Raw genomic sequence first — 14,244 nt, 5'->3', positions numbered from 1 at the left:
TCCCACGTTGCACGTCGGATAAATGTTTATATTCTCGTTTCTTTGTGGTAAAATTGTCTTTGGTCATGTCGATACACTCCTATACTTTGGTTTAGACGCTAATAAGTATAACGTATCGACATGACTTTTTTCTATTTATTTTGTATGCACTTCATTTTACAACTTACCAAATCATAAGAAAAGTTGTATTTACTAGAAATTTCTTGGCAAACCTTGTGTAATTTCAATTGATGATAAATGGACTGTAAAAATAAATAACCAACATTAAATGTTTTTTGTTTCCCTTTTGGAATAACCTTATCGGGGTGATGTTTAATGAGGATGGTTTCGGTTTTTAATTTTTGTTCGAGTGTTAATTTTTTAGCATAGGCACGTGCCCACTCTTCTGGATCTACTCCAGGGTGTCTTTCACGAATTTGTTGCTCATTTCCTAGGGCTTCAATGACTTTTGTGGTTGATTTCCCATTAACGCCACGTACATTATCGATAACAGAATAAGAAACGGAATTTTTAGAAACACTTTTTTTAATTCGCATAACGACTTCACCTCACCTATATATCACCTATTATACACCAGTACTAAATAGTACTCAATAGCGAATGTAGAAATTTGACAAAAAAAATAAGCTATGACAAGCTTTTCGAGCGTTTTTATGAAGTGGAAGTGTCAAACTCCCGCGCAAGCCCACTTTGCGTTATTGTATCCATTTTTGCCGACACTTAGCGAAGTACCGGATTGGGAGAAGAGTTATCGTTACGAGTATCAAGCTATTTTTGGGGATGAAAAGGCGGCAGAAGCTTTAGCTGCATACCCAGAAATTCAGCAACTGAAAACAAAAATTCGCGCTTACTATCATGAATTTGCGTGAAATTTTGTAAATTTAGCAAAAAATAATGAATAAAAAAGAAAATCATCAGAACTTTTGTTTTAAAATGTTTACATTTCTAGGTGCTTAGTGTACTATTTAAAGGTATGCATGAAACTATTTCATATGTAAATTATTAGTTATTCGGAGGGAATTAAATGACTGCAAAATGGGAAAAAACTGCCACAAATGATGGCGTATTAACATTTTCTGTTGATCAAGAATCAATTCAAAAAGGTTTAACTCAAGCTTTTAATAGCGTGAAGAAAAACTTAAACGTACCAGGATTTCGTAAAGGGAAAGTAAGTCGTACTGTTTTTAACCGTATGTATGGCGAAGAAGCATTATATGAAGATGCTTTGAATGCTGTTTTACCAGAAATTTACGATGCAGCGGTTAAAGAAGCTGGAATTGATCCTGTTTCACGTCCAGAAATCGACGTTGAAAGTATGGAAAAAGGCCAAGATTGGGTTATTACAGCAAAAGTTACAGTAAAACCTGAAGTGAAATTAGGCGAATATAAAAACTTAACTGTTGAAAAACAAGACCGTGAAGCAACTGAAGCAGACGTTGACGCACGTTTAGCACAATTACAATCACAACATGCAGAATTAGTTGTGAAAGAAGACGCAGCTGTTGAAGGTGATACAGTTGTTATCGACTTTGAAGGTTTCTTAGGTGAAGAAGCGTTTGAAGGCGGCAAAGGTGAGAACTACTCATTAGAATTAGGTTCAGGTTCATTCATCCCAGGTTTTGAAGAACAATTAGTTGGTCAAAAAGCGGGCGATTCATTGGATGTTGTGGTAACTTTCCCAGAAGAGTATCAAGCAGAAGACTTAGCAGGTAAAGAAGCAACTTTCAAAGTAACAGTTCATGAAGTAAAAGGCAAAGAATTACCTGAATTAGATGACGAATTTGCAAAAGATATCGACGAAGAAGTTGAAACTTTAGCAGAATTAAAAGAAAAATTCTTAGCTGAAATTAAAGAAAGCAAAGAAGAAGCGGCGAAAGATGCAGTTGAAGAAGCGGCTATTCGTTTAGCAGTTGAAAATGCTGAAATCGTTGAATTACCACACGTGATGGTTCACGATGAAGTACACCGTGCAATGGACGAATTCTTAAACAACATGCAACGTCAAGGAATCGCGCCAGAAATGTACTACCAATTAACAGGTACAACGGAAGCTGACCTACACAAACAATTCGAAGGCGAAGCAGATAACCGTGTGAAAACAAACTTAGTGATTGAAGCAATCGCAAAAGCAGAAGGATTCGAGACAACTGCAGAAGAAATCGAAGCAGAAATCAAAGAATTAGCAGAAAGCTACAATATGCCTGAAGCACAAGTACGTCGCGTTTTATCAGAAGACATGTTAAAACATGATATTACAATGAAAAAAGCAGTTGAAGTAATTACTTCTACAGCTGTTGAAGCTTAATTTTACATTTAAAAAGACCGTCTGGGGAATTTCTCCTGGCGGTTTTTTAAATGAGGCCGTTGTTTCCGTAATTCTTTAGAATTCTTTAATGCAATTGAGTGAAAGTCTTTTTCTTTTAATTGAACTATGTTAGAATGTGCAAAGATTGTTAAATTAAGCTTTTCTACCTTTAGATTGAACGAAGGTGAAAAATCAAGGAGTGAACACCGTGTACGAAAATACAAAAGGAAATGATCCAGTTTGCTGTTCATTTTGTGGGAAAGCCCAAAATGAAGTGCGTAAAATCGTAGCTGGTCCAGGTGTCTACATTTGTGACGAATGTATCGAACTGTGTAAAGAAATTATCGATGAAGAATTTTATGAAGAAGCAGTTTTTGAGTTGATGGATCTACCTAAACCTAAAGAACTGTTAGATATTTTAAATCAATATGTCATTGGGCAAGACCGTGCCAAACGTGCATTAGCAGTAGCGGTGTATAACCACTATAAACGCGTAAACGCCGAAACAGAAGATGACGGAGTGGAATTGCAAAAGAGTAATATTTGTTTAATCGGTCCAACTGGATCAGGGAAAACATTTTTAGCACAAACATTGGCTCGTAGTTTAAATGTCCCTTTTGCAATTGCAGATGCGACAAGCCTCACCGAAGCAGGTTATGTCGGTGAAGATGTTGAAAATATTCTTTTAAAACTATTGCAATCAGCGGATTACGATGTTGAGCGAGCGGAAAAAGGTATTATTTACATCGATGAAATTGATAAAATTGCGCGTAAAAGTGAAAATGTCTCGATTACTCGTGACGTTTCAGGTGAAGGGGTGCAACAAGCCTTACTAAAAATTTTAGAAGGAACCGTTGCGGGTGTTCCGCCTCAAGGTGGCCGTAAACACCCACACCAAGAGATGATTCAAATTGACACAACGAACATTCTCTTTATTGTTGGTGGTGCTTTTGATGGGATTGAAACCATTGTTAAAAACCGGATGGGTGAAAAGACGATTGGTTTTGGTGCAAATAATCAAAAGATTTCAGATGACGAAAGTATCATGAAACATATCATCCCAGAAGATTTATTGAAATTTGGCTTGATTCCTGAATTTATCGGGCGCTTACCAGTGATGGCTGCACTTGACAAATTAACCGAAGCCGATCTTGTCCAAATTTTGACGGAACCAAAAAATGCTTTAGTCAAACAATACCAAAAATTATTGGCATTAGATGATACAAAACTTTCATTTGAGACGGATGCCTTAAAAGCGATTGCTGCAAAAGCAATTGAAAGAAATACGGGTGCACGTGGTTTGCGTTCGATTATTGAAGACATCATGTTAGATGTAATGTTTGATATCCCATCACAAGAAGACATTAAAGAAGTAATTATTACAAAAGAGGCCGCAAATGGCGATGCCCAACCGAAACTTGTTTATCAAGAGAAAAAAGTAGGATAATCTTAAAGCTAGCCAGATTGTTTGCTTACAATCTGGCTAATTCTAATGTTTATCTAGAAGGAAGGAATGAAAAAATGAACGTCCATTCAGCAGAAATTGTGATTAGTGCGGTGTCACCTGCACAATATCCAGAAAGTCCCTTACCAGAAATTGCCTTAGCTGGGCGATCAAATGTCGGGAAATCGTCTTTTATTAATACCCTAATTAACCGTAAAAATTTAGCGCGAACGTCTTCTAAACCTGGAAAAACACAAACTTTAAATTTTTATTTAATCGAAAACGCTCTTCATTTTGTTGACGTGCCAGGTTACGGTTACGCCAAAGTTTCAAAAACAGAGCGCGCAAAATGGGGGACGATGATCGAGACCTATTTAACACAACGAGAGCAGTTAAAAGCCGTCATTTCAGTGGTCGATTTACGCCATAAACCGACAGAAGATGATATTCAAATGTATCAATATTTGAAATATTATGATATTCCGGTGATTGTCGTTGCAACAAAAGCTGATAAAATTCCACGCGGTAAATGGAACAAACACGAAAGTATTGTAAAAAAAGCGCTAGAATTTGATTCAGCAGACCAATTTGTTTTATTCTCATCTGAAACAAAAATGGGGAAAGAAGAAGCTTGGGCTGCAATCGAAAAATTTATTTAAGCATAAAAAATAAACCCTTAAGAGAAAAAATCTCAAAAGGGTTTATTTTTAATTTTCTTGCTTTGTTTCTTTGTTTTCATTTGGTTGTGGTTCTAGGAATCGTTGTAGCGCTTTGTTTTTTTCTTCTGCCTCTTTTTCTAAGTCTTCTGGTAAAAAAGCAAATTCTTCAAACATTTTATCTAAAGAATCTTCTCGTTGAAATTTTAAGCCCATTTTGAATCCTCCATTAATCCGTCGCCAAAGACATTTTTCCTTTAGCTGTGGCATTTGCATTTTTTTCTAAGCGTTTGTCAATTCGATGAATAATTCCTTCGTTGACAGCAAGGCCACCCATATTTCTTCTAGCCTTAAGTAACAGTTCTTTTTCTTTTGAAGTGTTTGCTTGCCGGCGATAAAGATTCGCTAAGCGTTCCACGTACTCATAGTGGGTATAATCGGTTTGATTAATTAAAAATAAAAGAATATCTTCTGCCTTATCAAAGTCTTTATTGGTATAATAGTGAATCGATTCACGGTAAAGTTTAATTTCAATTTCGTTTAGTTTTTCGGCCTCTTCTTTTTTTGCTTTCCAATCGTTGATAGAGATTTTGCCAATAATGTTCCCTTGTTGATCATACTCAAAAATAACGGGTAAATCGTTCGGGTGGCCAGTATCTTCGTTAATTTTCTTCACTTGATATCACCATCCTCCATTTGTTCTCTTCTTACTATACTATAGCTTTTTTGAAAATACTAGATAGCACGAAATTTATGATAAAAAAATAAGATTCTCTTAACGTTTGACTCATAGGACATTAAATAAAAAACGCCTAAACTTTAGGCGCTTTTGACAAAGAGAAGCTTAGTTTAATTTTCGTAATTGGAAATAACCAATCATTTCTGAGACTCCCATAAAAATGAGAATGCCGGCAATAATGGTCATGATGCTTGTTGTCGCATTAAACATTAAAAACAAGCCAACAACAATTAAGATAATCCCGTATAAAATCCAAGGTAAAAAGGCTTGGTTCATACTTTTTAGACTAAGTGCTTGGAAAATGCGCATCGAACCATTGAAAACGATGAGTAAGCCAATAATAATAGTGGTTAGTGTTAATAAAGGTTTTGTTAAAACCAAAATAGCGAGTGCCGCAATGATTAAAATCACACCAAAGTAAACCTCGATACCGATGATTCCGCTGCGTTTCTTTTCTTTGAGTGCAGAAAAAACACTCAGTAGACCCAAAATACCCACATAACCAGCTACAATCCAAATCACTCCTTTAGTAAACTCCGCTGGGTAAAACCAAGCGATTAAACCTGTAATAAAATAAACAAGTGCTCGAATAAAAGTATAACGTTGGAACTGTTTTAATAAACTACCCATAAAAAACGTCTCCTTTCTTAAACTTTCTTTTCTTCTTTATTTTAACAAAGAAAAAGCGAAATCGGAAATAAAAATATGTTAAAATAGAAGAAAGTGGTTAGTTAGGAGGATAAAATGGCTGTTTTTAATCTTTTACTCGGTATTTTTACGGTTGTTTTATACAGTTATCTTTTTTTATTAAGAAAAGAGTTAGTCTTTGTTGCAAAAAGAAAAAGCAATCAGAGTTTTATTTGGCCCGTTTTTAGTGCGTTGTTTATTTTCTTATTTTATATGAAAGTGGACGATTGGCAAGAAGTGATGCGTGGGGGATTAGTGGTGTTAGTCGTATTGAGTTATCTATTTAATAATCGTGGATTAGCCGAAAATCGGATTGTGACTCATTCAATGGATAATCGCGGTGTAAAATATAGTGAAATCGATCGAGTTGTTATTTTTCATGATAGCGAGAATCAAGTTTTAAAAGTAAATTTTTTTCGATTGGGTTTACGCTTGCCCCTTTTCATTTTTACCCAGTCGCTAGAAGAGTTGTTGCCTTTTTTATCCAAACGTTTAAAAAAAGGGACAACGATTGACATTATTTTAAATCAGCCTTAACCGGGCGTTCCTTAGATGCGTATTATTTAAGGAGCGCTTTTTTGTTATTAGAAGAGCGAGAGGAGGCTTTTTTTTTTGCTAGAAATAAACGAAGAAATGTTAGGGTATGTTACAATTAGGATAGATTGAAAAATTTTGATTTTCGAATCTTCATATAAATGGCTTTACTTGAAATAAAATAAAGGAGGCAATCCGATGACACTACAATTTGTGACGGGAACAAGTAGCACCGATCACCAAACAACACTGATTCAAATGGCGCGAGAATGGTTACTTAAACCGAATCGCGAAGTTTTTTTTCTAGTACCAAACTATAATAAATTTGAACGCGAGATGGAGCTTTTGACGGCTTTAAAAGAAGCCGAAGAAAGCCAATCGTTCAGCACCATTAAAAGCCAAGTTTATAGTTTTCAACGCTTATCTTGGTATTTTTTAGAACGTGCCGGCCATTTAGGAAAACCTGCATTAAATGAAACTGGAAGTACCCTTTTAATGCGTAAAGTATTAACGCAAATAAGTGAGCAGCTTATTTTGTATCGGCGAGAAGTCAATCAAAAAGGGTTTATCGCGCAATTACTTGAGTTGTATCAAGAGTTTCAATTAGGCAAAATTGAGATGAATAACTTAATGCTACCGGATGAAACTAAAAAACAGTCGACCCAAGAAGCCAATTTTCAAATGAAGTTAAAAGAATTACAATTGATTTTTTTAACTTATGAAGAAGAATTAGCCAAACGTGATTTACAAATCGAGCAACCGCTTGTTTCATTGACGAATTTTTTAACCAGTGAAGGCGAAGAGGCCCAAGCTTTACTTGATTCTCTTCAGCAAACGAAATTTATTGTAAGTGGCTTTTCAAAGTTCTCAGCGCAAGAGTTCGCGCTCTTACAAGTTTTGATGATGAAAGCGAATCTTTGTGTCGATGTGGTCATGGATCAGGCGCAAAGTCAATTTGCAACGCATGACTTGTTTTTTGAAGGAAAAGAAACTTATCAATTATTGAAGCAATTTGCTTTAGATCAACAAATCCCGGTTTATTTTGACCAAAAGGCCGCGCAGTTAACGGACGTTTCACCAAGTTTTCATGGGCTTGAGACACACTGGCGGACCAATCAACGCCTAGAACAAGAGGTGAATGATTTTGTCGAAATTTGGCAAGTGGCCACACCAGAAGAAGAGTTGCGCCAAATTGCTGTCGAAATTAAACGTTTAATGAGCCAATCGAAAAAGCTAGGGCAAGCTTTGCGCTATCGTGACATTCAATTGTTAACGTTAACGCCAGCGGTCTACTACCCGCTGTTACCAAGTATATTTAAAGAGATGTCTTTACCTTTTTATTTAGATGAAAATAAAAAGATGGAAGAGCATCCGCTAATTGAGATGATCCAAGCTTTATTTGTTTTACCGAAATATCATTATCGCTTAAAAGATATTTTTCGCTTTTTAAGAAGCGAGCTGTATATTCCAAAGGATTGGTCGAAAGAAGCAACGAGTTGGCAAGACGCGCGCAATCAGTTTCGTTATCAAGTTGATTTGACAGAAAATGTTGCCTTAGCTCACCAGTTTCAAGGCAATGCTTGGCTAAAAGAAGCGGATTGGCAGTTAATTGATTATGATTTTGAAGCGAGTCAAATGAAAGACACGCAAATTTTAACAGAGCAGACGAATCAAGTACGCCAAGCATTTCGGCGGGATATTGTTACTTTTTTTAAACAACTAAAAAAAGCAACAACGATTCGCGAAGGGGTCACTTTATTTTATCAAATGCTAGTGGACTTAGATATTGAAGGGCAATTGATTCATTGGCGCGACCAAGCCATTGAAAACGGTGCGTTAGAAGAAGCGCGCAACCATGAACAAACGTGGGATAGTTTGATGGACTTACTAGACCAATTTGTCGAAATTAACGGTGATGATCCATTTGAATGGTCGCTATTTGAAGAGATGTTGACGAGTGGCTTAACGAATGCCCAGTTTGGTAAAATTCCAACGGCGATTGACCAAATTAAAGTCAATCCGCTTGATTTGGCTCGACCATTACAAGGGAAAGTGACGTTTGCGATTGGACTAGATGAAGCCACTTTTCCACGTAAAGTTGAAAATGCGACATTATTATCTAGAGAAGAACGGGCTTTTTTAAATACTTATTTGCCTGAGCAAGCCTTTATCCGCGACCGTCAGCAAGAAACGATTCGGCAAGAACCTTTTGTGGCGTATAATGTATTTTTATCAGGCAGTCAAAAATTATATTTAACTTATGCAGCAAGTCATGATGAAAAACAAAAGATTCAACCGTCAACGTATTTAAAGCGATTAAATCAAGCCGCAAACGTGCCAATTCAAGTACGTAAACCACTTAGCCTAGCCAGTCCACTAGTTGAACAAATTGGCTCTTACCGTGGCTTGGTTCGACAGTTAAACCAAATGACCCGACAAGTTCAGGAAGAAAAAGTTGGTTTACCGAAAGCTTGGCGTATTTTAAAAGAGGCCCTTTTACAAAGTTCTTACCAACAACTAGCTAAACGAGCCTTAACGAGTCAAATGGCTAAAAATATTCCCACAAAACTTTCTGAAAAGACCACCAAAAAACTTTATGGTAAAGATATTTATACTTCTGTTTCGCGAATGGAAACCTTTTATGAATGTCAATATAAATACTTTGCAAATTTTGGTTTGAGGTTAAAAGAAAGAGAAATTTACGGTTTAAGCCCCATTGTTACAGGGGAATTTTTCCATGATGCTTTGGACCACTTTTTGAATTTATTGATTCAAGCGAATGTGCGTCTGGCCGATTTAAAAGAGGCGGATAAGCAAATTTTTGTAAATCAAGTTTTACAAGAAATTTTCGGAAAACGCCAATACCATTTACTTGATGCGACACCACGAATGCAATTCATTCGTTATCAGTTAGGCAAGACGATTGAAAGAGTGACGTGGGCCTTGCATCAACAAGGAACAAAGAGTCAATTTGAAGCAAAAGCAACAGAAGTGCTATTTGGTCAAGTCGCAAAAGAACAAGGCGTTCCAGGACTCGAATTGCCGCTTACTTCTGGGGGAAAACTTTTTGTTCGTGGTAAAATTGACCGAATTGATACGGCTGTGATACAAGGTGAAACTTGGCTATCGGTGGTGGATTACAAATCGAGCCGTCGTGAATTTAATTTGACAGATGCGTATTTTGGTTTGGCGATGCAGTTAATTACTTATTTAGACGTCGCTTTAAAAGATGCTAGTGTACTATTAGGGATTGAAGAAGCCAAAGCAGCCGGAGCCTATTATTTCCATGTCCAAAATCCACTGGTGACCGTTGAGGGCGCAACAGAAAAAGAACGGTTAAAAACGTTCAAATATGAAGGCTTATTTGTTGATCACGCAGAAGTTTTCCCGCTTTATGATCAGTCTTTAGCTGAAAAGGAATATTCTTCTGTTTTCCCAATTCGAGCGGATAAAGATGGGAAATTAACGAAAGTTGGCCAATCGGCAAATAAGTTTTATCAAGAAGAAGAAATTGAACGGCTCCGAGCACATAATCAAAAAAATCTGATTGCTGGTGGGAACCAGATTCAATCTGGCGATATTCAGCTAAACCCATTTTATCAAGTAACGAAAAAGAAAACAGCTTGCGAATTTTGTGCCTTTCGTAGCGTTTGTAATTTCGATGTAATGCTACCAGAAAATCAGTACCATCGGATTACACCGTTAACAAAAGAAGAAATTATGAAAAAAATGGAAGGAGAGCAAAATGGCTAAGATTCCTTTAAAACCAAATAACGAAACTTTTACCGATACTCAGTGGCAAGCAATTTTTGACGAGGGTGACCATCTACTTGTTTCGGCTTCGGCTGGTTCAGGTAAAACAACGGTTCTTGTACGTCGAGTCATTGAAAAATTAAAAAGTGGCGTTGGTGTGGACGAATTGTTAATTGTAACGTTTACCGAAGCAGCTGCCAAAGAAATGAAAGAGCGAATTCAAGTCGCTTTAGAAAAAGCCGTAAATGAAGAAAGTGATCCTGAGCGCCGGCAGCATTTTTCACGCCAACTGACGCTTTTACCAATGGCGCATATTTCGACGCTCCATGCTTTTTGTTTAGCGGTGATTCGTCGCTATTATTATTTAATTGGTTTGGATCCTGTATTTCGTTTATTGACGGATGAAACCGAACGGCTATTGTTACAAGAAGAAGTTTGGGAAGCGTTGCGCGATGAAAAGTATGCCGAAAATGAAACGACCTTCTTTGAACTGACCCGTAATTTTTCAAGCGATCGTTCAGACGAAGGGTTAACGAAAGTAGTTATGGCCCTTTTTCGCTTTGCCCAAGCCCATCCGAATCCAAAACAGTGGTTGCAAAATTTAGCTGAAAATTATCAAGTTTCAACTTCTCTAGCTGCCCATCCGCTCTACCAAGCAGAAATTAAGCCCGCTTTCATTGAAACGTTAAGCCATAGTGTTTATTTACTACAAGTTTCTTTAGACGAGATGCGCAATCAAAGTGTATTTACTAAATTGGCTGTTTTATTTGAAGAAGAAAAAAATCAAGCGTATCACCTTTTAGAAGCCATCAAATCAGATCAATTAGAGCGAGCATATACATTGGTTCAACAACTTTCTTTTGCACGTTATGCCGGTGCTCCACGAAAAGAAGAGTATAAAGAGCAAGCGGCTTGGTTAAAACAACAACGGGATGCAGCCAAAGAAAATTTGAGCGCTATTCAAAGTTTCTTTACAGTCACACCAGATTTAATGGTGGAACAGATGCAAAAGGCTCAACCGATTGTCACTGCTTTAGCTGAATTAACACTAGAATTTATGGTGGCTTTAAACCAACATAAAAAAAATAAAGGTGTATTAGAATTTAACGATTTGGAACACGATGCACTGGCTATTTTACAAGGGGAAGACCAACTTGGTAGTGAAGCATCCATCTATTATCGCCAACAATTTAAGGAAGTTTTAGTTGATGAATACCAAGACATCAATCGTTTGCAAGAAGCGATTTTATCTTGGGTTCGTCATACAGAGACAGAAGTTGGAAATCAATTCATGGTAGGAGATGTAAAACAGTCGATCTATGCCTTTCGTTTAGCTGATCCGACCTTGTTTATTGAAAAATACTTGGATTATGAAAATGAGACGGGCGGTCGTCGCATTATTTTAGCGGAAAATTTCCGTTCAAGAAGTGAAGTCCTCCATTTAACGAACTATATTTTTCAACAACTGATGGATGAAGAATTAGGTCAAATCCCTTACGACCAATCGGCTGAGTTAGTTCCTGGTTTTCCTGATTTTCCTGAAAGTACCCATTTTGCACCTGAGCTTTTGTTATACGAAAAAGGAGAAAAAGAAGTAGAACTCCTTGAAACGCCCGATTTACCAGAATTTACTTTCGATGGGAAAACAGAAGGCGAATTGCTGATGGTGGCTTTAAAAATCCAACAGTTGGTGCGAGAAAAATTTGAAATTTATGATAAAAAAAGTAAAGAAAACCGTCCCGTGACTTATCGAGATATTGTCTTACTAGCACCAACTAGAAGTAATAATTTAACTTTAATTGATATCTTCCAAAAGGTCGGTATTCCACTAGAAGTAAGTGATGCTCAAAATTATTTTCAAGCAACGGAAGTTCAGTTAATGATTGCTTTATTGCAGTTAATTGATAATCCTTTTCAAGACATTCCGCTAGCCGCTATTTTACGCTCACCAATGGTTGGTTTAACGGAAGAAGAACTAGCATTGATTCGTTTGGAAAAAATGTCTGGTAGTTATTATGAAGCCTTCTTACTGGCTAAGGAACACAACTCTTTACTAGGTAAAAAACTGACAGGTTTTTACACACAATTAATGCATTGGCGAGAGCAGGCCCGACGCCAAACCATTGCTAATTTGCTTTGGGATATTTACGAAAAAACGGCTTATTTGGATTACGTCATTGGACTGCCTTCTGGCAAACAGCGCTATGCAAATTTAATTGCTTTAATAAACCGAGCTCAAATGTATGAACAAAGTAGCTTCCGCGGGTTGTATCAATTCATTCGCTTTATCGAAAAAATTCAAGAAAAAGAAAAAGATTTAGCCCAACCTTTTTCAGAAGCAAAAGAAAATGCGGTGCAATTAATGACTGTTCATGGAAGTAAAGGCTTAGAGTTCCCAGTTGTTTTTTTACTTGATTTAAACAAGCAATTTAATACGCAAGAATTAGATGGGTTATTTGTTTTAGATGAGCAATTGGGTGCAGGTATCCAAGTCGTGGATGACGAGCGTGTGAAATATACGACCTTACCTTATCTTGTGATTCAGCAAAAGCGTTTAAACAAAGCACTATCCGAAGAGATGCGAAAATTATACGTTGCTTTAACTCGAGCGGAACAAAAATTGTATTTAGTTGGTTCTTATAAAGATCAAGCCGATGCTTATAAAAAATGGTCTCCAGCTTTAAATGAAACGAATTTGATGTTAAGTCAAAGCTTGCGTTTTAAACGAAAAGGGAATTTAATGGACTGGATTGGATTGACCTTAATACGCCATCCAAAAACAGCTTCATTTTTTGAAGACGCGGAGATACCAACAAAAACGTATCCTCATCCAGCTGTTTTTTCATTGGAATGGTGGAGTCAAAAAGATTTATTGACACGTTTAAAAACGATTGAAATGGATCGTTCACCTTTGCTTTTTGATGAAGAAGAAGCGCCGGACTTGACTGAAGTTTTTCAAACACTTACTTATGAGTATCCGATGAAAAAATCGACGCTAACAACGAGTTATCAAAGTGTTTCGGAAATGAAACGACTGTATAACGACCCGGATGACCAACAAATCGTTAAACTTGCTTGGGAGACAACGGTTGAACAAAGTCAAAAACAACCTTATCGTTATGTCAGCGAGCGACTAAGTCAACCTAAGTTTATGCAAAAACAAACGATTGCGGCCACAGAAATAGGGACCGCAACACATACGTTACTGCAACTGTTACCTTTAAGTAGTGCACCCACAAAAGCAACATTAGAAGAACTCGTTGATCGTTTCGTTTGTAAGCAACGACTTTCAAAAGAAATCGCAAAAAAAATCCCCCTAGATAAAATTATGTGGTTCTTTACAACAAAATTAGGGCAAGAATTAATTGCCAATCACTCACTCGTAAAACGCGAACAACCGTTTTCAATGATTAAAGAAGCAAAAGAAGTGTACTTAGATTTCGATGAAGAAAAAGCCAATTTATTAATACATGGGATTATTGATGGTTACATTGAATACCCCGATCGAATTGTATTATTTGATTTTAAAACCGATCATCTTTATGGCGAACAAGCGGCCAAACAATTTGCCGAAAAGTACACTGGGCAACTAAGATTATATAAAGAAGCCCTAGAAGAAGCATTAAAAAAACCAGTCACAAAGACATACTTGGTCGCTTTAAACACACAAGAAATTTATTCGTTTTTTGTAGAAGAAGTATAACTTAATGTCTACTGATTAGATAAAAACATTGAAACAACGGGTTAAAATGGACCCGTAGATAAGGACAGTTTGAAAAAACACCTTAGCTATGGGGTCTGTTTTTGTAAGCTGCTTCGAGTCATAACGAAGCAAAACGCGCAAAAAATAACCTTGCTTTTAAAATTGATTTCTAGTAGACTAGTAGCAATGAAATAGATAAAAAGCCTCGATGGAAAAGAGTAGTTTTGTGGATGCTAAAAAGGGAGCTCTGTCATGGACTGAAAGCAGAGTTGGACGAAACAAAATGAAGTTCACTTCCGGAGCTTGCTTATATGAGCCGGTTAGTTAATCACTAGTCGTTAAACGAATGAAGAGCATAGTTTGTTTAGCTATGAATGAGGATGGTAACGCGAGTATTCGTTCCTTTTTGTAAAAAAAGGAGGG

Annotated in this window: 11 protein-coding genes and 1 other annotated feature; of the genes, 7 read left to right on the top strand and 4 right to left on the bottom strand. The window is 36.9% G+C overall.

From position 1 onward, the window contains the following. Nucleotides 1-131 precede the first annotated feature (131 nt). Complete coding sequence (locus JOD14_RS06870; RefSeq protein WP_204654103.1) at nt 132-536, bottom strand: hypothetical protein; 405 nt, start codon at nt 534-536, stop codon at nt 132-134. A gap of 117 nt (nt 537-653) precedes the next feature. On the opposite strand from JOD14_RS06870, the gene JOD14_RS06865 reads away from it, so the two are divergent. The 4 genes from JOD14_RS06865 to yihA all read left to right on the top strand — a co-directional run bounded on the left by JOD14_RS06865 (nt 654) and on the right by yihA (nt 4,408). Next, entirely contained in the window at nt 654-869 is a 216-nt protein-coding gene (locus JOD14_RS06865; protein ID WP_204654102.1) for a hypothetical protein, read from the top strand. Between the two features lie 155 nt (nt 870-1,024). Further along, on the top strand, nt 1,025-2,305 hold the full coding sequence (gene tig, locus JOD14_RS06860; protein ID WP_204654101.1) for a trigger factor: 1,281 nt from the start codon (nt 1,025-1,027) through the stop codon (nt 2,303-2,305). A 208-nt stretch (nt 2,306-2,513) separates the two neighbouring features. Beyond that, nucleotides 2,514-3,752: an ATP-dependent Clp protease ATP-binding subunit ClpX gene (clpX, locus tag JOD14_RS06855; RefSeq protein ID WP_204654100.1), complete on the top strand. Its 1,239-nt coding sequence runs from the start codon at nt 2,514-2,516 to the stop codon at nt 3,750-3,752. Nucleotides 3,753-3,826: 74 nt separating this feature from the next. Next, entirely contained in the window at nt 3,827-4,408 is a 582-nt protein-coding gene (gene yihA / locus JOD14_RS06850) for a ribosome biogenesis GTP-binding protein YihA/YsxC (protein ID WP_204654099.1), read from the top strand. Between the two features lie 48 nt (nt 4,409-4,456). On the opposite strand, the gene JOD14_RS06845 is transcribed toward yihA, so the two are convergent. The 3 genes from JOD14_RS06845 to JOD14_RS06835 all read right to left on the bottom strand — a co-directional run bounded on the left by JOD14_RS06845 (nt 4,457) and on the right by JOD14_RS06835 (nt 5,774). Beyond that, nucleotides 4,457-4,621, bottom strand: coding sequence for an SPJ_0845 family protein (locus JOD14_RS06845; RefSeq protein WP_204654098.1), 165 nt, complete (start codon nt 4,619-4,621; stop codon nt 4,457-4,459). Between the two features lie 13 nt (nt 4,622-4,634). Next, on the bottom strand, nt 4,635-5,081 hold the full coding sequence (locus JOD14_RS06840; RefSeq protein WP_204654097.1) for a hypothetical protein: 447 nt from the start codon (nt 5,079-5,081) through the stop codon (nt 4,635-4,637). Nucleotides 5,082-5,249: 168 nt separating this feature from the next. After that, nucleotides 5,250-5,774 (bottom strand): DUF308 domain-containing protein, encoded by a 525-nt coding sequence (locus JOD14_RS06835; RefSeq protein WP_204654096.1) that lies wholly within the window; start codon nt 5,772-5,774, stop codon nt 5,250-5,252. Nucleotides 5,775-5,888: 114 nt separating this feature from the next. On the opposite strand from JOD14_RS06835, the gene JOD14_RS06830 reads away from it, so the two are divergent. From JOD14_RS06830 to addA, 3 genes are all read left to right on the top strand, one after another. Further along, nucleotides 5,889-6,368, top strand: coding sequence for a hypothetical protein (locus JOD14_RS06830; protein WP_204654095.1), 480 nt, complete (start codon nt 5,889-5,891; stop codon nt 6,366-6,368). Nucleotides 6,369-6,563: 195 nt separating this feature from the next. Next, nucleotides 6,564-10,118: a PD-(D/E)XK nuclease family protein gene (locus tag JOD14_RS06825; protein WP_204654094.1), complete on the top strand. Its 3,555-nt coding sequence runs from the start codon at nt 6,564-6,566 to the stop codon at nt 10,116-10,118. Then, a complete protein-coding gene (gene addA / locus JOD14_RS06820) occupies nt 10,111-13,821 on the top strand; it encodes a helicase-exonuclease AddAB subunit AddA (RefSeq protein ID WP_204654093.1) in 3,711 nt (1,236 codons plus the stop codon). Before JOD14_RS06825 ends, addA begins: the two co-directional genes overlap by 8 nt. Before the next feature lie 196 nt (nt 13,822-14,017). Beyond that, nucleotides 14,018-14,228 (top strand) — a binding site (T-box leader). Nucleotides 14,229-14,244 lie beyond the last annotated feature (16 nt).

The organism is Enterococcus lemanii (assembly GCF_016909125.1).
Classification (GTDB): Bacteria; Bacillota; Bacilli; order Lactobacillales; family Enterococcaceae; genus Enterococcus_I; species Enterococcus_I lemanii.
Note: the sequence above shows the minus strand (reverse complement) of the source record. Positions and strands in the feature narration are given on the sequence as shown.

Excerpts from the sequence above, each read along its gene's own strand:
- yihA (WP_204654099.1), top strand. The coding sequence starts at position 3,827 with ATGAACGTCCATTCAGCAGAAATTGTGATTAGTGCGGTGTCACCTGCA.
- JOD14_RS06870 (WP_204654103.1), bottom strand. The coding sequence starts at position 536 with ATGCGAATTAAAAAAAGTGTTTCTAAAAATTCCGTTTCTTATTCTGTT.
- JOD14_RS06825 (WP_204654094.1), top strand. The coding sequence starts at position 6,564 with ATGACACTACAATTTGTGACGGGAACAAGTAGCACCGATCACCAAACA.
- JOD14_RS06865 (WP_204654102.1), top strand. The coding sequence starts at position 654 with ATGAAGTGGAAGTGTCAAACTCCCGCGCAAGCCCACTTTGCGTTATTG.
- addA (WP_204654093.1), top strand. The coding sequence starts at position 10,111 with ATGGCTAAGATTCCTTTAAAACCAAATAACGAAACTTTTACCGATACT.
- JOD14_RS06845 (WP_204654098.1), bottom strand. The coding sequence starts at position 4,621 with ATGGGCTTAAAATTTCAACGAGAAGATTCTTTAGATAAAATGTTTGAA.
- tig (WP_204654101.1), top strand. The coding sequence starts at position 1,025 with ATGACTGCAAAATGGGAAAAAACTGCCACAAATGATGGCGTATTAACA.
- JOD14_RS06835 (WP_204654096.1), bottom strand. The coding sequence starts at position 5,774 with ATGGGTAGTTTATTAAAACAGTTCCAACGTTATACTTTTATTCGAGCA.
- JOD14_RS06830 (WP_204654095.1), top strand. The coding sequence starts at position 5,889 with ATGGCTGTTTTTAATCTTTTACTCGGTATTTTTACGGTTGTTTTATAC.